The following is a 19,020-nucleotide window of genomic DNA, read 5'->3' on the forward strand; positions in this document are numbered from 1 at the left end:
CAGTCGTCTGTCAGACAAGTCGGGCATACTGGGTGAGGTACATTCACCTCGGGAGGCGCACATCGTGGGAACAGTATTCCTGTTGATACTCATCGTTCTCGGCACCATCTTCTTCATCGGCCACCGCAAGGAGAAGAAGCGCAAGCAGGAGCTGATAGCAGAAGAGCTCAAGCAGGTGAAGCGAAGCGCGGAGGAGGATGTCACCTCCTTCGGCGAAGAAGTCGCCGAGCTCGACATCCTCACCACCGGTGTCGAACTCGACGAAGGCGGGGCGCAGGACTACAAGCGCGCGCTCGACGCCTATGACACCGCCAAGGAGACCCTCGAGAGGGTCGACGAACCCAGCGACATCCGCCACGTCACCGAGGCGCTCGAAGACGGACGCTATGCCGGGAAGTGCGTGCGCGCCCGGGTCGAGGGCAAACCCCTTCCCACCCGCCGCCCGCCATGCTTCTTCAACCCCCAGCACGGCCCCTCGGTCGAGGACATCGACTGGGCACCCGCGGGCGGCCAGCTCCGCCCGGTCCCCGTCTGCGCCGCTGACGCCGAACGTGTTGCCGTCGGCGCCGAACCCGCGGTCCGCAAAGTCGTGACCGGCGACGGACACACTCGCCGCGCCTACTGGGACGCCGGCCCTGCCTACGCCGAATACAATCGCGGCTACTTCAACTCCTATGCCGGTTCAGGTCTGCTCCCCGGCGTGCTGATGGGCGCAATGCTCTTCGGCGGCATGGGCGGCGGCTGGGACGGCTCCTCTGCTGAGGGATTCACCGACGGCTCGGCCGGGGACGCCGGCGGAGATGCCGGAGGCGGAGACATCGGCGGCGGCGACGGCGGAGGCCTGTTCGGCGGCGACGGCGGCGGATTCGACTTCGGAGGCTTCGACTTCTGATGGACGTCATCACCATCCGCGACGAGTCCATCAAGCTGGGTCAGCTGCTCAAACTTCACGGCGTGGCCGAAGACGGTGCGATGGCCAAGGACCTGATCGCCGCCGGCGACGTCCGTGTCAACGGAGTCGTCGAGACCCGGCGCGGGGCCACGATCCACCTCGGTGACCGCGTCGAAGCTCTGGGCGAAGTCTTCGAAGTCAGCGCGGAGTAGTCACTGGCTGAGACCCGGGGCATCCCACAGCGCTGACCAGCGGGACGTGTCCGGCTCGAACGGAAGCTCTTTGGCGAGCACACCGCGGACCTGGATCTCCAACGAGTTGTCCCTCTGCTGGGGACCCGTCTGTGCGAACGGGTAGAACGTGCCTCGCTTGTACTGATAGACGAGTGCGAGCCGGCGGGAGTCCGCATCGGCGAAGCAGACCGTCGAACACAGCAGCATCGAGTCGAACCCCTGGTTGACCAGCGCTGCGTTGACCGCGTGCAGATTCGTCACGAGATTGCCGACATCCCCGTTCGCGTCCGTGATGACCTGCCAGGTGTAGCCGAAGCCATCATTGGTCTGTGTGACGGAGGTGGCGGGGTCCGAGCCGATGAGGGCGATGCTCTCCTCCTCCGCGGACTGGAAGGCGGCGCCCTCGACCTGCCTGAACGCCACCGCCCCGACTCCGGTCGGGACGAACCCGGTGGCGGCCTGGAGCGTCATCGCCGCCGGCGGAAGCGCGAACAGATCATCGAGGTTGGCGCGCTTGGGCGCGGTGCGGCCGAGGAGTGCGTCGAAGAAGCCCATGGAAGTCCTTGATCGTCGGAGTGTCAGTTCGGCTGTGACAGTTGGCGGGAGATCTCGCCCAGCTGTTCCAGCCGGCGATCCAATGAGGGGTGGGTGGAGAAGAGCTCCTTGACGCCCGACCCGCCCTGCGCGGCGGGGATGAGGGCCAGATGGTTCGCCGAGGCGGTTGCCCGCAGGTCCTTCTGGGGGATCTTGTTCATGTCCCCGCTGAGCTTGGTCAGCGCCGAGGCCAGAGTGGACGGTGCCCCGGTGAGGATGGCGGCGGCGCGGTCCGCGGCGAGTTCGCGGTACCGAGACAGGCTGCGGATGAGCAGGAACGACAGACCGTAGACCACGACGCCGACGAGTATGAACAGCAGCTGGACGGGCACACCGCCGTTGTTGTCGCGGCGACCGAAGCTCATGTAGTAGCCGGCACGCATCATCAGGCCCGCGATGACACCGGTGACCCCGGCGACCGTCATCACCGTGACGTCCCTGTGGGCGACATGGGAGAGCTCGTGGGCGAGGACGACCTCCACCTCCTCACGGTCGAGGGTCTCGAGCAGTCCCCGGGTCACGCAGACGACCGAGCGCTGCGGCGAGCGGCCCGTGGCGAAGGCGTTGGGGGTTGCGGAGTCTGAGACAGCGACCTTCGGCTTCGGCGAATCCGAGAGCTGGCACAGCCGGTCGATCATCGTGTGCAGCTGCGGAGCCTGCTCAGGGGTGACCTCTCTGGCTCCCATCGCTCGCATCGCGATCGAATCGGAGAAGTACCACTGGAAGAAGAACACGCCTCCGCTGACCACGACTGCGATGATCACCCCCGACGTGCTGCCGCCGAGGATCCACCAGATCGCAAGGATGAGGATGACGTAGATGAGCCCGTTGAGGAAGACCGTCCATCCCATCCGCAGGCTCAGTCCGTTGTCCTTGACGAAGCGGTTCTTCATCGTGTTCCTCTCTCGGTATGGGGGAGTGCCGGGGCGTGCTCTCTGCGGCCCGATGGCAGTTCCGGCCCATTGCCTGGCTGCAGGCAATGGGCCGGAACGTCGTTGTCGCGGATGTGCGGAGGGATCAGACGGGGTCGGGGATGAAGCCCTCGCCGGTGAGGAGTTCGGCGATGTCCTCCAGGGACGCATCGACGAACGGGACGACGAAGTCGCTGGTGCCCAGGAAGTCGTCGGGGACCGGCTTGCCGTGGCCGACGACGAAGTCGTGCAGGGCGCCGAGGGCCGTCCGCGCGGCTGTCTCGTCGCCTTCCTTGACTGCGATCTCGACATCGTTGTCGTACTTCTGGAGGACGGCATTGTCGACATCTGCCACGTCGAACTGTCCCTCGCCCATGATTCTGATGATCATCACTTGTCCTCGCCTTCGAGGGACTTCTGCTGGCTCTGGGAGCCGGCCGGCAGCGATTGGCGCATCCGTGCCAGTTCCATCTCCACATCGTTGTCGCTGGAGAGGGCATCGAGCTGTGCGCTGATGTCGTCCTTGCGGCTGCCCGTGACGTCGTCGAGTGCGCCGGAGGCGATGAGCTCGTCGACGGCACCGGCCCGAGCCTGCAGGGAGGCCGTCTTGTCCTCGGCGCGCTGCACGGCCAGTCCCACATCGCCGAGCTCCTCGGAGATGCCGGAGAACGCCTCGCCGATCTTCGACTGAGCCTCGGCCGCGGTGTATGTGGCTTTGATGGTCTCCTTCTTGGTCCGGAAGGCGTCGACCTTCGCCTGCAGGCGCTGGGAAGCCATGGTCAGCTTCTGCTCTTCGCCCTGGAGCTGCTCGTGCTGCGTCTGGAGATCGGTGATCTGCTGCGAGAGACCGGATTTGCGCGTCAGTGCCTCTCGAGCGAGATCCTCACGACCGATCTCCATGGCCTTCTGAGCCTGACCCGAGAGTTTGTTCTGCTGCTGTTCGAGCTGGGTGATCTGCAGCTCGAGCCGCTTGCGGCTGGTGGCGACGTCGGCGACACCGCGTCGAACCTTCTGCAGCAGCTCAAGCTGCTTCTGGTACGAATAGTCGAGAGTTTCGTTGGGGTTCTCGGCTTTGTCCAGGGCCTTGTTGGCCTTCGCACCGAAGATCATCGCGATTCTTTGGAAGATACTCATCCGTAGTCGACTCCTGCATTGGTTCTGACCCGGCGCTGCGAAACCGGTCCTCCCGCATGGGGATTTCCGTGCCGGCACCGCCTGGAACTATCGTCATCAGCTTACTGACAAAAACTGACAATTTGCCAGGTGTCGACAAGGAATCCGGTGGCCGGACCGCTTCCCGATGACGGTAAGCCGAACTCAGGGAGCGAAGAGCCTCGAGTTCGCCGCTTCGACCTCCGAATACTGTTGGGCGGCGGTGTTCAGTGCCCCGTGGATGGAGTTGAGCGATTCGAACAGCTGCTTCTGCGCGGCCTCCCACTCGTTGATCACGGATTGGAAGTTCTGGGCGGCTCCACCCTTCCAGCAGTCCTGGAGCGCGAGCAGATTCCGCAGCATCGTGTTGGACTCGGATACGAGGGTCTGGGAGGTGGCCGCAGTGGCGGTGGCGGCGGACGAGACGCGATCGGCGTCGACTTCGAAGCTCATGATCTCTCCTCAGTGTGTACGGGAAATGACTCCCTCAGCGTGACCGGAGAACTCGTCGGTGAGAAGAGCGCACAGACAGGGTGTGGACGAAGGTCTCGTCGTCCACACCCTGTCGTGCATGAGTGCGTCCAGCTCTCCCCGGGTCCGGGCGGCCGAGTCGGGCTCCGGTGGGCGCTATCTGAGGCTGCTCGTGGACACGGGAGTGCGGTCGCTCGAGGACACGGGAGTCGGGATCACCTCGGCGGCACTCGGTGCGAAGGTCACTGGAGCACCAGGGTCGCCGAGATCGTCTGCTCCTGTCCGCCGCGGATCACGGTGAAGTCCACCGGCTTTTTCACCGGCTGCGCTCTGACCAGGGCTCGCAGCGCAATCGCGTTGTTGACCGGCGAACCGTCGACCGCGACGATGTGGTCTCCTGCTTGGAAGCCGGCAGCCGCTGCCGGTGAGCCGTTCTGCACGGACTGCACCTCTGCGGTGCTGCGGGTGATGCCACCGCTCTTGACCTGGCCGTCGGTGAGGGTGATGCCGAGGAAGGGGTGCTTCGCATCGCCGGTCGCGATGAGCTGATCGGCGATCATGACAGCCTGGGCGGAGGGAATCGCGAAGCCGATGCCGATCGACCCCGACTGGCCTCCACCCTCTCCCGGCTGGCTCAATGAGGCTGCAGCGGAGTTGACCCCGATGAACTTGCCGTTGCCGTCGACGAGGGGACCGCCGGAGTTGCCGGGGTTGATGGCAGCATCGGTCTGAATGGCGTTCGTGATCGTCGTCTCCCGCTCTTGGGCGGTGGCGTCTTCACCGATGTTCTCCGTGGTCACCGGCCTGTCGAGGGCGGAGACGATGCCCGTGGTGACGGTGTCGGCCAGTCCCAGAGGATTGCCGAGCGCCATCACCGGATCGCCGACCTGCAGCCTCTCCGATTCGCCGACGGGAAGCGGCGTCACCCCGTCGGGCATCTGTTCGAGCTTGATGATCGCGATGTCCGTCGACGGATCGCGGCCGACGATCTTCGCGCGGATCGACGCACCGTTCTTCATCGTCACGTTGAGCTCGCCGCTCGGGGTGTCGGCCGGGGCGACGACGTGGTTGTTCGTCACGACATGCCCCTGATCGTCGTAGACGGACCCCGAACCGAGCGCGACGACCCGCCCCTCCGAGGCGGCTTGGATCGCGACGACGCTCTGCGAGGTCTTCTTCGCGACTTCGGTCCAATCCGGAGTCTCGATCGTCTGCTCGGCCACCTGACGATTGGGCTCCTCCTGCATCGAGGTCACCGCGTAGCTTCCGGCGAAGGCGGCAGCACCGGCGATCAGAGCCGCGATCGCGGCGATGGCGATCGTGGCAGCCCAGCCTGGTCCCTTCTTCTCCCGCCGAGATGGCTGTTCCGGTGGATACTGTCCGAAGCCGCCGCCTGCGGCAAGGGGCGCAGCACCGCCGTGGGCGCCGGAATGATCCGTGCCATAGGGGTGGGGCGACTGAGTGCCGTGGATGCTGGAGGGATCGGTGGCGTAGTGACGAGACGGATCCCCGGGGTGGGAGCCCTGTGATCCGGCCTGGTCATACACAGGCGATTGGGCATAAGTGGGCTGACCTGGGTACGTTCCCTGGCCGTGCTGGGAGCCCGTGCCCTGCTGCGGATCCTGACCGTATTGGCCCTGCTGATCGTACTGGGCCTGCTGACCGCGGTGGTCCTGCTGGGAGTCCGTGCCCTGGTGCGTCGCCGCGTGCGGCGCATACCCGCGAGCCGGAGGCGCGGTGGGCGGACTGACCCGCTCAGGTCCCTGAGTCGAACCGCGACCCTGGGACGAGGGACCCTGGGACGAGGGACCCTGGGACGAGGGACCCTGGGACGAGGGACCCTGAGGCGGGTTGGGACCCTCAGGTGAGTTGGAACCTTGGGGGGAATTGGAACCCTGCGGGGAGGCGGGACCGAAGGTGCGCGGAACTTCGGCCCCGCTGCGGAAGCTCTCCGATGACGTGCGCGAGGAATCCTGCGGGAACGTTCTGTAGTCCTGACCGCCGTGGCGTCCGCGCCTGGGCGACGTGCTTCCCTCTTCGCCGCCGCGGCTCTGGTTCTCCGGGGTGGTGCCCTGGTCGTCGTTGCTGCTCATCGGTCGTCCTTTCGCGCGTTCGGAGCATTGTCTGCGAGCTCTGGGATCGGCAGGTCGACACGGAATGTCGCTCCTCCGCCGGATGTCTTGTGCACGGAGATCGCCCCGTGATGGTTCTCGACGATTGCCTTGACGATGGAGAGGCCGAGCCCTGATCCTCCGGTGTCGCGGGTGCGCGAGACATCCAGGCGATAGAACCTCTCGAAGATGCGGGGGACGACGTCGGGTTCGATGCCCTCTCCATGGTCGCGGACCTCGAATCGGACTCGGCCGTTGGGGAACCCACGCAGCGAGTCGTCGACGGAGACGGTTCCGGCGGCGGTGACATCGGGGACGATGCCCGTCGGCTGGCTCGCATCCGACTGGTCGTTGCCGCTGGAGTCACCTCGGCGGAAGATCCGCACGCCCCCGGTGACGAACCCGCGCTCCCGGGACTTCTCCTTCGCTCCGGCCTTGACCCCGGCTTCACGGGAACCGCGCCCGGCCTGGGATCTGCGCGCCTCCTCGGCGGGTGAGCCGATCGTTCCCACGGCGAACTCGATCGCAGTGTTCTCCGGAGTGTGACGGACCGCGTTGCCGGCCAGGTTGACGATGACCTGGCGGATCTTCGTCTCCGATCCCTGGATCAGCGGCACCTGAGGGGCATCGCCGCCGTCGAGCCCGATGAAGCTGATGTCGCGGTCAGGGGCCTGGGCGGCGGTGTCGGCGGCGGCGTCCCGGACGATCTTGTGAAGATCGATGGGGCCGATCTCGGCCCGGCGCTGCTCGTCGAGGCGGGCGAGCACGACGAGGTCGTCGACGAGCACTCCCATGCGCTTGGCCTCCGACTCCATCCGCTCCATCGCCTGTGCGATGTCCTCGGGTTTGGTGATCGCGCCCTGCCGATAGAGCTCGGCGTATCCGCGGATCGTCACCAGCGGGGTCCGCAGCTCGTGCGAGGCGTCGGAGACGAACTGCCGGATCCGCTTCTCGGACCTGGTCTGACCGTCGAACGAGTCCTCGATGCGCCCGAGCATCGTGTTCAGCGCCGCCGAGAGGCGACCGAGTTCGGTGTTGCGGGGGAAGCTCGGCACGCGCTGGCTGAGATCTCCGGCGGCGATGCGCGATGCCGTCTTCTCGATGTCGCGCAGGGGGCCGAAGGTGTTGTTGATCGCCCAGTAGCCGACGCCGGCGACCATGGCCAGAGCCATCAGGCCGATGCCGATCATCGTGTTGCGGGCGCGTTCGTTGATGTTGTCGATCTCGCGGTCGAAGGGCACCGCGATGGCGACGAGGATGTCAGTGTTCTGCACCTTCATCGCCCGCGCCCGCCACTGCGACTGGATGCCGCTGACGGTGAATGGAGCCCCCGAGAGCTCATACACCTTCTCCTCGGTGATATGAGGAAGGATCGGGCGGTTGTGCGGCTCCGGAGCCACGGGATCCTGGATCGGTTCGCCGTTCGAGTCGTAGAACTGGACGTAGAACCCGCCGGGCAGCAGATCCTGGAGCTCGTCCCAGGAGTTCGAATCGATCGTGGCGGGAGAGTCGTCTCCGGAGTTCGGCTTCTCCGTCGACTGCAGCTCGGCGGGCTGGAAGACCTCCTGGTACGCCTGCTGAGCGAGAGTCTCCGACGCGGAGATGAGCCGTTCGTCGGTGCGTTCGATGAGGCTGTCGCGCAGATTCTCCAGCACCCAAGCGCTCGTGCCGGAGAGCACGAGCAGCATCAGGAGCATCATGATGGCCAGCAGTTTGGTGGTCAGGGACCACTCTTCCCAGAAGCCGGGGGAGCTGGGTCGGGATTCTCTTGCCACGTGAGTAATGTACCGCCTGAGTTTGCGCGGTTACTTCGACTCAGGTGTGCGCAGCATGTAGCCCACTCCGCGCTTGGTCTGGATCATCGGTGTCCATTCCATTTCGATCGGGTGTCCTGCCGCATCGGTCTCCGGGGTGACGTCGATCTTGCGGCGCAGGTACGAGATGTAGGACTCGACGATGCCCGTGTCACCGCCGAAGTCGTACTCCCAGACGTGGTCGAGGATCTGCGATTTCGACAGCACCCGGTTGGCGTTGAGCATGAGGTAGCGCAGCAGCTTGAACTCCGTGGGGGAGAGGTCGATGAGAATGCCGGAGCGCCGGACCTCGTGCGTGTCGTCATCGAGTTCGAGGTCTCCCGCGACGATGACCGCATTCTCCTCGTCCTCGAGGCTGCGGGTGCGTCGGAGCACGGCCCGGATCCGGGCGACGACCTCTTCGAGACTGAAGGGTTTGGTCACGTAGTCGTCACCGCCCACGGTCAGTCCGGTGATCTTGTCGGAAGTGTCGTCCCGGGCGGTGAGGAAGACGACGGGGGCGTTCATGCCGACCTGGCGCAGGCGACGTGTGACGGTGAAGCCGTCCATGTCGGGCAGCATGACGTCGAGGACGAGAAGATCGGGATTCGTCTGCTCGGCCAGGCGCAGCGCCTCGGCGCCGTTGGCGGCGGAGACGACGTCGAAGCCGGCGAAGCGCAGGCTTGTGGACAGAAGTTCGCGGATGTTGGGCTCATCGTCGACAACGAGCAGTGTGGCCTCGATGTCGTTCTCGTTCTGTGTGCTCATGCCTCCAGTCTGCGGCCGAAGTCTGAGCGCGGGGTGCCTGTTTCCTGAATGTCAGTGTGATCTGCGTCACAGGAATGTTCTCAGGAAAGTCCTTTTGGGGCGAATCTCCCGCTTGAGCTCTCAGGAAAGAACGGCGAATTTCGGCAGGCTCTCAGCTTTCGCGCAAGTCGCTCACATCTTTGCGAAGCGCCTTCTATGAACTCTGGCGGGCGCGGAAGGCCGCGACGTGCGTGCGGTTGGCGCAGTTGCCTGTGTCGCAGAATCTCTTCGAGCGGTTGCGGCTGAGATCGGCGAGGTAGGCGGCGCAGTCCTCGGCGGCGCAGTGGCCGAGGCGGGCGAGCTCGCCGGCCCGAATGAGGTCGATGAGCACCAGGGCGACGTCGGCGGCCACTCGATCGGCCAGGGTTGCCGAGGCCCCCACGGCGTGCAGGTGCCAATCCCAGTCCCCGTGCCGGACCAGCTGCGGCAGCGCGTCGGTCTCTGCGAGTGTGAGATTCGCCGCCTTTGCGACCTCCTCCTCGGCCGCCTCGGCGTCGGTGGCGAGGGCTGCGGCGAAGCGAGCGCGCAGACGACGGGTCGCTTCGACATCGGCATCGGTCGCCTCGAGCGGGCCGGAGAAGTCGTGCCGAGCCGCGAAATCACTGAGCTGGGCGCTCGTCCTCAGGGTGTCGTCCGCCTCGGCGGAAGTCCCTGTGGTGTTGAGCAGGTCGACGAGCATGAGGAGGTTCGACCGGATGTCGTGGGCAAAAGTCATGGTGCGGCAATTGTGCCACAGGCGGTAAGGAGCAAAACACATTTGACTCATTTCGTGTGACTGGGAAATACTGGCAGGGCGCACTCGCGCACCACTCTCAGCTCGCCCGCACGAACTCCGTTCATGCGCTTCGCACTCAGGTCCGCACTCAGCCAGATCCGAACCCAGCTCGGGCCGGCCACTTTCAGGAGGTCAGGAATGAATCGTGCCGTCGTCATGGGGTTCCTTCTCACCCTGGCGTCCGCCTTCTTCTTCGCGGTCTCCGGACCGATTGCGAAGACGATGTATGCGATCGGCTGGACGCCGGGCTCTGTCGTCCTCATCCGCCTCACCGGTTCGGCCCTTCTCCTGCTCATTCCCAGCCTCATCGCCCTGCGCGGTCGTTGGGACGAGGTCCGCAGGCACTGGAAGACGGTTCTCACCTACGGGCTGGTCTCGATGGCCGGCGTCCAAGGGTTCTATTTCATGGCCGTCGAGCACCTCACGGTAGCCGTGGCTCTGCTGCTCGAGATGACGGCGCCGATGCTCATCGTGTTCTGGATCTGGGCGCGATCGAAGACCAGGCCTGCGACCGTGACCTTCATCGGGGTCGTCGTGTCGATGATCGGGCTGGTGCTCATCCTCGATGTGCGCAATTCGGACATCAGCCTCTTCGGCGTCGTCATGGCGCTTGCGGCGGCCGTGTGCCTGGCCAGCTACTTCCTCGTCTCGGCGAAGGAATCGATCAACGTGCCGCCGGTCGCCCTGACCGGACTCGGCATGGGAGTGGGCGCGCTCGTGATGGGCGTCGTCGTTCTCGTCGGGCTCATGCCCTCGGGGGTCGCCGCCGCTGACGTCGACTTCGGCGGGCACCGGGTGTCGTGGATGCTGCCGATGGCGATGATCATCGCGTTCACGGCCGGCGCCTACATCACCGGCATCCTCGGGCTGCGCTACATCGGCGCCACCGTCGGATCGTTCGTCAACCTCATCGAGGTGCCGTTCTCCGTCATCGTCGCCTGGCTGCTTCTCTTCGAGATGCCCGCCCCGATCCAGCTCTTCGGCGGGGTGTTCATCCTCGGCGGCGTCGGTTTCATCAAGTGGGGCGAGGCCCGACTGGCCCGCCGGGTGGCCCGCCGCCAGGTCGTGGATCTGACCGCCGAGGCCGTGCCTGTCTGAGTGCTCCGTCGACTGAGCCGTGCCTGTCTGCCTGTTCCGTCGATCGAGGCCGTGCCTGTCTGAGTGCTCCGTCGCCCGAGGCCGTGCCCGTCTGCCCGTTCCGACGACCGCAGCCCTGACGACTCCGTCGACGAAGGCCCCGTCCTACCGCATCTCGATGTCGTAGCTGTAGCCCTGCTCGGTGAGGAACCGGCGGCGCTGCGCCGCGAAGTGCTCATCGACGGTGTCGGCGGCGACGACCGTGTAGAAGGTCGCGGAACCGGCATCGGCTTTGGGTCGCAGGATCCGGCCGAGCCGCTGTGCCTCCTCCTGCCTGGACCCGAAGGCGCCGGAGACCTGGATCGCCACCGAGGCGGCCGGAAGGTCGACGGAGAAGTTCGCGACCTTCGACACGACGAGCACCCGCAGGGCGCCCGACCGGAAGTCGCGGAACAGCTCCTGCCGCCTCGACTCCGGAGTCTGACCGGTGAGCACCGGGGCGCCGAGCACCTCCCCGATCTCCTCGAGCTGATCGAGGTACTGGCCGATGACGAGGATCTGGGCGTTCGGGTGATCGGCGACGAGCTGGCTGACGATCGGCAGCTTGGCATCGGAGGTCGCGGCCAGCCGGTACCGATCCTCGCCGTCGGCCCGGGCGTAGGCCGTCCGGGTGCCCCCATCGAGGCGGACCCGGACCTCGTGGCAGTTGGCCGTCGCGATGAAGCCCTGCCGTTCGAGCTCCTTCCACGGCACCTCGTACTGCTTGGGGCCGATGAGGGAGAACACCTCGTCCTCGCGTCCGTCCTCACGCACGAGCGTCGCGGTCAGCCCGAGCCGCCGCCTGGCCTGAAGGCTGGCCGTGAGCCGGAAGATCGGGGCCGGCAGCAGGTGGACCTCGTCATAGATGACGAGACCCCAGTCCTTGGCGTCGAGCAGCTCGAGGTGGAGGTAGGAGCCCTTCCGGCGGGTCGTGAGCACCTGGTACGTGGCGATCGTGATCGGCCGGATCTCCTTCGTCGACCCCGAGTACTCCCCGATCTCGTCCTCGGTCAGTGTGGTGCGGGCGAGGATCTCGTCCTTCCACTGCTTGGCGGACACGGAGTTCGTGACGAGGATCAGCGTCGTCGTCTGCACACGCGACATCGTTGCCACTCCGACGATCGTCTTGCCCGCACCGCACGGCAGCACCACGACTCCCGACTCCCCGTGCAGGGACGTCTCGATCGCCTCCTTCTGGTAGTCGCGCAGGTGCCAGCCCCCGCCGTGGGCGTCATCGCTGAGCTCGATCTCGTGCGCCTCGCCGTCGAAATAGCCGGCGTGGTCGGAGACCGGGTGGCCCAGGGTCAGCAGCGCATGCTTGAGCTCGCCGCGCTCCGAGGGATGGACGAGGACGGAGTCGGCGTCGAGGCGCTGTCCGAACTTCCCGACGAGGTCGGGCTGACCGACGAGTCGGTCGAGCAGGTGCGGTTCGCTCGAGGTCAGGGTCAGGCCGTGGACGGGATGGTCGATGAGGGTGAGCACGCCGAAGCGGTCCATGATGTCGACGATGTCGACGAGCAGTTCGTGCGGGACCGGGTACTTCGCGAATTCGAGGAGGACGTCGACGACGGATTCGGCGTCGTGGCCGCTGGCGCGCGCATTCCACAGTCCCAGCGGCGTGATCGTGTAGGTGTGGATGTACTCCGGGGTGCGCGAGAGTTGTGCGAACGGGGCGATCGCCACGGCCGCCTCGACGGCCAGGGGATGCCCCGACTCCAGCAGCACTGTCCGGTCGGACTGCACGATCAAAGGACCGTTCATGCTTCTCCTGATTCCTCTCTCGCCGAGGTGGTCCCCGGCTTCGGCACGAACCGTGCCCTCGCGATCTCCGCCGAGGTCAACGTCGGGACCCCGCCGATTGTTCCGCCGGCGTGGGATCGCGACCGAGATCACCGAGCTGTGGTCGCATACGCTCAGCCCGCCGGGCCGAGGAGCTCGACGCTGACGATGCGCGCGATGGACAGGGACGCCTCGGCGCCGGTGGTGGCGACCTTTCCTCGCACCCGGCCGCCGTTGACGGTGGCCGGCCACATCTCGATCACCCTCTCCTGCCCGTGGGAGTCGGCGAGCCTGATGCGCACCAACTGCTTCTGGGTCGCCGCCTCGCGGAGGCGGTCCATGTGTCCCAGCGGCTCCTCGGTGCGGGTTTCCCTCTGCTGACGACCCCGCGGAGAGCGGAGGATCCGGATGTAGTCGTCGAGGTGCGCGTCCGTGACCCGGGCACGCTTGCGGACGTGGACTTCCGGGGTGGCTTGGGTGATGACCGCGCGTTTGCGCGGAGCCCCCTCCGGGGTGTGGAGGAAGGCGTGGTGGTCAGCGGACTCGAGCAGATGCATGGTGCGTTCGGGGCCGATGTGGCTGACCGCGACGGTCGGGGCGAGACGCTCGAGTCCGGCGGGCAGCATCAGTGGGTCGGAGAGGATGACGTCGAGGTCGACGGGGTCGTCGACGACGAGGACCGCGCGGGCGCCGGCGACCTGCACCCGGTGCAGTCGGGCCGCCGTGTTGGTGATGAGGAACTCGAGCGTCGAGGGCAGCTCCTCGGCGCTGATCTCCGCCAGCTGGGCCAGCGCCTGCTGGGGATCGACGCCCGACTGCAGACTGGCCTCCACCGTGTCGGCGTCGATGCGGTACACGGTTCCCTGTCCCCGGGCCTCGACCACGGCGTACCGGCGCAGGATGTGGTGGACGCGCGGTTGGATGGGGCCGGTGGCGATCGCAGTGAGGTCGGACTGGATGAGGACGGTGTCGACCTCCTCGACGAGGCCGGAGCGCACGTTGCGGATCACCTCGGCGGGGACCTCGAGGCGGTCGAGGCTGAAGCCCAGGGGAGCAATCGACGGATCCTCGGCGGCCTCATCGGTCATCGCTGCCGCCAGCCCGGCCCCGAGCAGCGAGCCGAATCGGCTCGGGCCGAACCGCTCGGGACTCTTCAGCGGGGTGGTCGCCAATCCGAAGGTGACCGCCGTGTGGAGGATCTGTTCGGTGATCTGGAATTCGTGGGCGGGGATGAGCGGATGCCGGGCGAGCACCTGGGAATGGATCCAGCGCGCAGACTTCGAGGACCCGAGACCGATGTCGTGGAGGATCTCCAGGACGGTGAAGCGCAGCAGGGGCATTGCCGGAACCGACTGCCCGAACCCTTTGAACAGAGCTTTCTTCGGTGTCGCCAGCACGGTCAGCCGCTCGTTCGCGCTGGTTCCCGCGACCAGCTGGGCGACGTCCTGGGATTCGCGCAGCCAGTTGGTGACGAGGGCGGCCCAGAGGTCGGCCCGATCGCCCTCGAGGTGGGCCGCGGCGCCGTCGCCGGCTGTCCACTGCGGGTCGAGCGGGTCGTCGAGGACACCGATGAGGCCCAGGGACCGTGCCGCCAGCAGCAAGGTGATCGTCTGCTCGAGGCCGAGGTCGATCGTCCGTGCCAAGCGTGAGACGTCGCGTTTGGAGATGCCGCCGCTGGTCAGGCGGGAGACAGGGGAGACGGCGAGATCGTCGACCAGTCCGCGCAGGGAGGAGATCACCTCGGCGACGGCGGCCTGTTCGCTGTTGTGGATGAGGGCCTGCGGGATCGTCTCCGCGGTCTCATCGATGGTGCCGGTGGACGCCTGCCAGGGGTGGGCGCGTGCCGATTCCGCCGCCGAGGTGGGCAACAGGGTGATCGCCTCCGACTGGATCCGCCATGTGGGGTGGTCGGCGAGCAGCCGACCCGGGGACGGGGCGCCTGCGGACTCCTCGGGGGAGGTGCTCGGCCAGGCCAGGCCCAGGTCGCGCAGGCGGGGGAGGACCGCCTCGGCGAGGGTGGGATCGATATGGGAATTCTCACGCACCGCGATGTCGGCGGACATCCGGGCGGCCGTGGCGAGGGCGATGAACACGTCGAGCTCGGTGGCGGTCAGAGCCTCGATGCCCCGGGAGACGCCGATGCGCGAGGACGCGGCTGCGGCCAGGGCGCCGATCGTCGGGGATTCGGGTTGGAGGAGATCGCGACGGGTCCTGACGAAGGACTCGAAGTCGGGATCAGGACTCTGGGACAGCCACGCGCTGAAGGTCATTGACATCAGGGTCAGTTTATCCTGCGGGGTACAATGGACGGGTCAAAAGCATGAGGATCTCGGGAAGGATGAGCATTGCCTGCCAAGCGCGTCGACTCCATCATCATCGTGGTGGCCGTTGCAGCCTCCTTGCTCGGAGCAGCCGGACTTCTCGGCGTTCTGGGGCAGGCGTGGATGGGTCAAGCACCCTCGCATGTGCTCACGTATCTGCCGATGATCCTCCTTCCGATCTCTTTCGCCTTGGCGGCGGTGGCCCTGATCCGAGCGGTCATGAGGCGCAGGCAGACTGAGGTGGGCCAGAGCTGAAACCGTCCGCCGGCTGACGCCCTGCCCGGCTGACGTCTGGTCCTGGTCCGGCTGCCGCCTGGTCCGTGACATCGGCGGCTGCGGCGCACGGCGAGCTGGGGAACACGAGGACAGCTTGAGGATCAGGAATCCGCGGCGGACCACACCGCCCAAGGAATCGGCTGGACCCGAGCAGGCAGCACCGGCCCCCGCCGTTGAACTCCTGCAGACCAGTGTCGCGGGGGAGCGGCGATGTTGACGGAAGCTCCGCTGCGACGCAGGACTCACCATGACTGCACCGCTTCTCGTCCCAGACACGTCATGTACGCACAGCCTCGACATCGGCAGCACGACCACCAGGATCGGCTCCGCCTGACTCGCACACGGACCAGCACTGCTGACTGACTTGTCTCCGACGATCGACTTACACCACTGACCAGCACCACCTGACCGACTTGCACGACCTGACGGACTTGCACGACTGACCAGCACCACTGACCGACTTGCACGACTGACCAGCACGACCTGACCGACTTGCACGACTGACCGACCGGCGCCATCGCGGAGCCGGCGACACCGACAGCAACAGAGAGGACACCATGCCAACCGGACGCGTGAAATGGTTCGACGCCGACAAGGGCTACGGATTCGTCGTCGCCGAGGACGGCTCACAGGCCTTCCTCCATTCCTCGGTACTGCCCGAGGGAACCGAGGTCGCCAAGGGCACCCGACTCGAATACGACGTCGTCGACTCCCGCAGAGGCGCCCAGGTGCTCAAGGCACGTCCGCTGAGCGCCCCGGCGAAGGTCGCCAAGATCCGCAGGCGACCCGCTGAGGACATGGCGGTTATGGTTGAAGATGTCATCAAAGTACTCGATGACCTCAGCAACGGACTGCAGCACGGCCGCTATCCCGACCCGACCCACGGGAACAAGGTCGCCGCCCTGCTGCGGGCAATCGCAGACGATTTGGAGTCCTGATGTCATCACTGTTCCGTGAGTGGATGGCCGGCCTGCGGGCCGAGCCGACTCGCAAGAGCCTTCCCTCCGCCGCCGCCGAGGCGCCTGCGGAGATCGCCGCCGCCGCCGAGGCGACCGTCGAGGCGAGCGCCGAGGCGACCGTCGAGACCGCGCCCTCGACCGCGAACGAGGCGCCTCGCACCGTTCGCGCACGTTCGGTGCGGTCGACCCCGGAGAAGGTCGTCCTCGACGCCCAGCTGGCAGCGGCCATTGACGTCGCCCGGACCGCCATCGCCGAGGTGGCAGGCAGTGCCGTGATCGGTGAACACCTCAAGGCCGAGGCAGAGGGCACCCGCCTGGTCACCCACTACTTCGTGTGCACCGACCCGGCCTACCGCGGTTGGCGCTGGGTGGCGGTTCTCGCTCGGGCACCGCGGTCGAAGAAGGTCACCGTCTGTGAGACGGCGCTGCTTCCCGGCCCAGATGCTCTCGTCGCCCCCGAATGGGTGCCGTGGGAGCAGCGGGTCGAGCCCGGCGACCTGACTCCGAAGGACACCCTGCCCAAGGTCGACGACGATCCGTACCTGCAGCCCGGGTTCGGGCAGGTCGAGGAGACCACCGACGGCAACATCGACGAGATCCCGAACTTCGAGTTCGGGCTCGGGCGCAGGCGGGTGCTGTCCCCCGAGGGCATCTCAGCCGCCGCCGCACGCTGGGCGGAGTCCGAGACCGGCGCCGACAGCGAATTCGCGGCGCGCGCCTCGGCGCACTGCTCGACCTGCGGGTACCTGATGCCGATGGCCGGGTCGTTGCGACAGAACTTCGGCGTCTGCGCGGGGCCGCTGTCGCCGTTCGACGGCCGGGTCGTCGCTCTCGACTTCGGCTGCGGCGCGCACTCGGAGACCGACGTCAAACGGCCCGAGCCCGAGGCCCCCGAGGCCGTCATCGACGATTACGCCGGCGAACTCGAGTTCCAGGAGGGCTGAACCACCAGATGGCGCACACGTTCCGGTCGCTGGCTGAACCGAACTACCGACATTGGTTCGCCGGTGCCCTGATCTCCAACACCGGGACGTGGATGCAGAGGACGGCGCAGGACTGGATCGTCCTGACCTCCCTGACGAACAGCAACGCGAGCGCCCTGGGCGTGACCATGGCACTGCAGATGGGCCCGCAGCTCATCATGTTCCCGTTCGCCGGAGCGCTCGCCGACAGGTTCTCCAAACGGAAGCTGCTCATCGTCACCCAGGCTCTCCTGGGCACGGTGGGGCTGATCCTCTTCGCCCTGGTCGTCACCGGCCTCATCGAACTCTGGCACGTGTACGTGCTGGCACTCGTCCTCGGCATCCTCGCGACCCTCGACAACCCTGCCAGGCAGGCATTCGTGTCCGAGCTGGTGGGGGAGCGGCTGCTGCCCAACGCCGTCAGCCTCAACTCCGCATCGTTCAACGGCGCCCGGATGATCGGCCCCGGAGTGGCGGGAGTGCTCACCGCTCTGGTGGGTGCCGCCCCCGTGTTCCTCATCAGCGGCCTCGGCTTCGCCGCGACGCTGTTCGTGCTCGTCCGCCTCGACCGCTCGCGTCTCCACTCCTCCGGCCGCCGAGGCGGTGGCGGGATCCTCGGCGGGTTCCGGTATCTGCGGCGACGACCGGACATCGCGATCGTCCTCGCCGTGCTGTTCCTCGTGGCCACCTTCGGGTTCAACTTCAACATCTACACAGCCACGATGGCACACGTCGAGTTCGGCAAGGACGCCAGCGGGTTCGGACTGCTCAACTCGATCATGGCGATCGGCTCGGTGGCCGGGGCCCTCGCCTCGGCGAATCGGGAGAAGCCGCGGCTGCGGTTCGTCTTCGGCGCCGCCGGAGGCTTCGGTCTGGCAGTCGGACTTGCCTCATTGATCGCGAACTACTATCTGTTCGCAGCTTCCCTGGTGCTCGTCGGATTCGCCTCGCTGACGATGATGACCTCGGCGAACGCGTACGTGCAGACGACGACTCCGGCGCACTACCGCGGGCGGGTGATGGCGATCTATGCCGCGGTGGTCATGGGCGGAACGCCGATCGGGGCGCCGCTGGCCGGATGGGTGGCCGACAGCTTCGGCCCGCGGATGGCGATGGTCGTCGGCGCGACCTCGGGCTTCGTGGCGTTCGGGGTCGGCTTGCTGTGGATGATCGTCTCCAAGAATCTGCGCCTGAGCTATGACCCCCGTTCCCGCATCCGCCTGCACATCAGCTACGAGGGCCGCCCCTGAGGGGAGGCGGATTCGCCTACAGTGGACCTTGCCCTCCACCCGGACCTGGGACGGACCGGAGCCGGGACCTTGAACTCACGAACAGATCGGACGCACATTGAGCACGGACATCCTCACCACCTCACTGGCAGGACTGGCGGTTCTCGTCGGCTGCCTGGGCATCGTCGTGCCCGTGCTGCCCGGCTCCATCCTCATCGGGCTGGCGGTCCTCGTCTGGGCGTTCGTCATCGGCACCCCGAGCGCGTGGATCGTCTTCGCGATCGTCGCCGTCTTCATCGCCGTCGGCATGAGCGCCTCCCTGGTGCTCACCGGCAGGAAGCTCAAGCAGCTGTCGGTCCCCAACTCCTCGGTGGTCGTCGCCGGTCTGCTCGGAGTCGTCGGGTTCTTCGTCATCCCCGTGGTCGGGCTGCCGATCGGATTCGTCGGCGGACTCTACCTGGCCGAGCAGATCCGGCTGCGTGATCCGAAGGACGCCTGGGATTCGAGCTGGGAGTCGATCAAAGCGATCGGGATCGGCACCGTGATCGAGTTCGGCCTCGCCCTGCTGGCGACGATCACGTTCGGCGTCGGAATCCTCATCCACTTCCTCTGAGCATGCCGCTTCCGGGAGCGGCACTT

The 19,020-nt window shown here is 66.6% G+C and carries 19 protein-coding genes; 8 read left to right on the forward strand and 11 right to left on the reverse strand.

Annotated elements, in window-relative coordinates; translation table 11 throughout:
• Positions 1-64 precede the first annotated feature (64 nt).
• Entirely contained in the window at positions 65-892 is an 828-nt protein-coding gene (locus RIT73_RS11750) for an OadG family protein (RefSeq protein ID WP_309132265.1), read from the forward strand.
• Entirely contained in the window at positions 892-1,104 is a 213-nt protein-coding gene (locus tag RIT73_RS11755; RefSeq protein ID WP_309132266.1) for an RNA-binding S4 domain-containing protein, read from the forward strand. The genes RIT73_RS11750 and RIT73_RS11755 overlap by 1 nt, the downstream gene beginning before the upstream one ends.
• Here RIT73_RS11755 and RIT73_RS11760 read toward each other — a convergent pair whose 3' ends face one another.
• From RIT73_RS11760 to RIT73_RS11800, 9 genes are all read right to left on the reverse strand, one after another.
• Complete coding sequence (locus RIT73_RS11760) at positions 1,105-1,680, reverse strand: hypothetical protein (RefSeq protein WP_309132267.1); 576 nt, start codon at positions 1,678-1,680, stop codon at positions 1,105-1,107.
• A 23-nt stretch (positions 1,681-1,703) separates the two neighbouring features.
• On the reverse strand, positions 1,704-2,612 hold the full coding sequence (gene htpX, locus RIT73_RS11765) for a zinc metalloprotease HtpX (protein ID WP_309132268.1): 909 nt from the start codon (positions 2,610-2,612) through the stop codon (positions 1,704-1,706).
• Between the two features lie 124 nt (positions 2,613-2,736).
• Positions 2,737-3,021, reverse strand: a complete 285-nt coding sequence (locus tag RIT73_RS11770; RefSeq protein WP_309132269.1) for a hypothetical protein — start codon at positions 3,019-3,021, stop codon at positions 2,737-2,739.
• Positions 3,021-3,764, reverse strand: a complete 744-nt coding sequence (locus RIT73_RS11775) for a PspA/IM30 family protein (protein ID WP_309132270.1) — start codon at positions 3,762-3,764, stop codon at positions 3,021-3,023. The genes RIT73_RS11770 and RIT73_RS11775 overlap by 1 nt, the downstream gene beginning before the upstream one ends.
• Before the next feature lie 183 nt (positions 3,765-3,947).
• Complete coding sequence (locus tag RIT73_RS11780) at positions 3,948-4,235, reverse strand: WXG100 family type VII secretion target (RefSeq protein ID WP_309132271.1); 288 nt, start codon at positions 4,233-4,235, stop codon at positions 3,948-3,950.
• 260 nt (positions 4,236-4,495) lie between these two features.
• A complete protein-coding gene (locus RIT73_RS11785) occupies positions 4,496-6,346 on the reverse strand; it encodes a trypsin-like peptidase domain-containing protein (protein WP_309132272.1) in 1,851 nt (616 codons plus the stop codon).
• Positions 6,343-8,139 carry a HAMP domain-containing sensor histidine kinase gene (locus RIT73_RS11790; RefSeq protein WP_309132273.1) on the reverse strand — a complete coding sequence of 599 codons (1,797 nt, stop codon included), beginning with the start codon at positions 8,137-8,139 and terminating at the stop codon, positions 6,343-6,345. The genes RIT73_RS11785 and RIT73_RS11790 overlap by 4 nt, the downstream gene beginning before the upstream one ends.
• Positions 8,140-8,169: 30 nt before the next feature.
• A complete protein-coding gene (locus RIT73_RS11795; protein ID WP_309132274.1) occupies positions 8,170-8,925 on the reverse strand; it encodes a response regulator transcription factor in 756 nt (251 codons plus the stop codon).
• 193 nt (positions 8,926-9,118) lie between these two features.
• Positions 9,119-9,679, reverse strand: a complete 561-nt coding sequence (locus RIT73_RS11800; RefSeq protein ID WP_309132275.1) for a CGNR zinc finger domain-containing protein — start codon at positions 9,677-9,679, stop codon at positions 9,119-9,121.
• 198 nt (positions 9,680-9,877) lie between these two features.
• On the opposite strand from RIT73_RS11800, the gene RIT73_RS11805 reads away from it, so the two are divergent.
• Positions 9,878-10,837 (forward strand): DMT family transporter, encoded by a 960-nt coding sequence (locus RIT73_RS11805; RefSeq protein ID WP_309132276.1) that lies wholly within the window; start codon positions 9,878-9,880, stop codon positions 10,835-10,837.
• Between the two features lie 144 nt (positions 10,838-10,981).
• Here RIT73_RS11805 and RIT73_RS11810 read toward each other — a convergent pair whose 3' ends face one another.
• Positions 10,982-12,616, reverse strand: a complete 1,635-nt coding sequence (locus tag RIT73_RS11810; protein WP_309132277.1) for a DNA repair helicase XPB — start codon at positions 12,614-12,616, stop codon at positions 10,982-10,984.
• 152 nt (positions 12,617-12,768) lie between these two features.
• A complete protein-coding gene (locus RIT73_RS11815) occupies positions 12,769-14,910 on the reverse strand; it encodes a helicase-associated domain-containing protein (protein WP_309132278.1) in 2,142 nt (713 codons plus the stop codon).
• A gap of 69 nt (positions 14,911-14,979) precedes the next feature.
• Here RIT73_RS11815 and RIT73_RS11820 point away from each other — a divergent pair, with 69 nt between their 5' ends.
• The 5 genes from RIT73_RS11820 to RIT73_RS11840 all read left to right on the forward strand — a co-directional run bounded on the left by RIT73_RS11820 (position 14,980) and on the right by RIT73_RS11840 (position 18,994).
• The gene (locus RIT73_RS11820; RefSeq protein WP_309132279.1) at positions 14,980-15,210 is read left to right on the forward strand and encodes a hypothetical protein; all 231 of its coding nucleotides are present in this window, start codon (positions 14,980-14,982) and stop codon (positions 15,208-15,210) included.
• A gap of 578 nt (positions 15,211-15,788) precedes the next feature.
• Entirely contained in the window at positions 15,789-16,169 is a 381-nt protein-coding gene (locus RIT73_RS11825; protein ID WP_309132280.1) for a cold shock domain-containing protein, read from the forward strand.
• A complete protein-coding gene (locus tag RIT73_RS11830) occupies positions 16,169-17,134 on the forward strand; it encodes a DUF3027 domain-containing protein (RefSeq protein WP_309132281.1) in 966 nt (321 codons plus the stop codon). Before RIT73_RS11825 ends, RIT73_RS11830 begins: the two co-directional genes overlap by 1 nt.
• Positions 17,135-17,142: 8 nt before the next feature.
• Positions 17,143-18,402 (forward strand): MFS transporter, encoded by a 1,260-nt coding sequence (locus tag RIT73_RS11835; protein WP_309132282.1) that lies wholly within the window; start codon positions 17,143-17,145, stop codon positions 18,400-18,402.
• Between the two features lie 97 nt (positions 18,403-18,499).
• The gene (locus tag RIT73_RS11840) at positions 18,500-18,994 is read left to right on the forward strand and encodes a DUF456 domain-containing protein (RefSeq protein ID WP_309132283.1); all 495 of its coding nucleotides are present in this window, start codon (positions 18,500-18,502) and stop codon (positions 18,992-18,994) included.
• The last annotated feature ends 26 nt before the right edge of the window (positions 18,995-19,020 follow it).

The sequence above is a fragment of the Brevibacterium sp. genome (genome assembly GCF_031179145.1).
Lineage (GTDB): Bacteria > Actinomycetota > Actinomycetes > Actinomycetales > Brevibacteriaceae > Brevibacterium.

Excerpts from the sequence above, each read along its gene's own strand:
- RIT73_RS11755 (WP_309132266.1), top strand. The coding sequence starts at position 892 with ATGGACGTCATCACCATCCGCGACGAGTCCATCAAGCTGGGTCAGCTG.
- RIT73_RS11760 (WP_309132267.1), bottom strand. The coding sequence starts at position 1,680 with ATGGGCTTCTTCGACGCACTCCTCGGCCGCACCGCGCCCAAGCGCGCC.
- htpX (WP_309132268.1), bottom strand. The coding sequence starts at position 2,612 with ATGAAGAACCGCTTCGTCAAGGACAACGGACTGAGCCTGCGGATGGGA.
- RIT73_RS11770 (WP_309132269.1), bottom strand. The coding sequence starts at position 3,021 with ATGATCATCAGAATCATGGGCGAGGGACAGTTCGACGTGGCAGATGTC.
- RIT73_RS11775 (WP_309132270.1), bottom strand. The coding sequence starts at position 3,764 with ATGAGTATCTTCCAAAGAATCGCGATGATCTTCGGTGCGAAGGCCAAC.
- RIT73_RS11780 (WP_309132271.1), bottom strand. The coding sequence starts at position 4,235 with ATGAGCTTCGAAGTCGACGCCGATCGCGTCTCGTCCGCCGCCACCGCC.
- RIT73_RS11785 (WP_309132272.1), bottom strand. The coding sequence starts at position 6,346 with ATGAGCAGCAACGACGACCAGGGCACCACCCCGGAGAACCAGAGCCGC.
- RIT73_RS11795 (WP_309132274.1), bottom strand. The coding sequence starts at position 8,925 with ATGAGCACACAGAACGAGAACGACATCGAGGCCACACTGCTCGTTGTC.
- RIT73_RS11800 (WP_309132275.1), bottom strand. The coding sequence starts at position 9,679 with ATGACTTTTGCCCACGACATCCGGTCGAACCTCCTCATGCTCGTCGAC.
- RIT73_RS11805 (WP_309132276.1), top strand. The coding sequence starts at position 9,878 with ATGAATCGTGCCGTCGTCATGGGGTTCCTTCTCACCCTGGCGTCCGCC.
- RIT73_RS11810 (WP_309132277.1), bottom strand. The coding sequence starts at position 12,616 with ATGAACGGTCCTTTGATCGTGCAGTCCGACCGGACAGTGCTGCTGGAG.
- RIT73_RS11815 (WP_309132278.1), bottom strand. The coding sequence starts at position 14,910 with ATGTCAATGACCTTCAGCGCGTGGCTGTCCCAGAGTCCTGATCCCGAC.
- RIT73_RS11825 (WP_309132280.1), top strand. The coding sequence starts at position 15,789 with ATGCCAACCGGACGCGTGAAATGGTTCGACGCCGACAAGGGCTACGGA.
- RIT73_RS11830 (WP_309132281.1), top strand. The coding sequence starts at position 16,169 with ATGTCATCACTGTTCCGTGAGTGGATGGCCGGCCTGCGGGCCGAGCCG.
- RIT73_RS11835 (WP_309132282.1), top strand. The coding sequence starts at position 17,143 with ATGGCGCACACGTTCCGGTCGCTGGCTGAACCGAACTACCGACATTGG.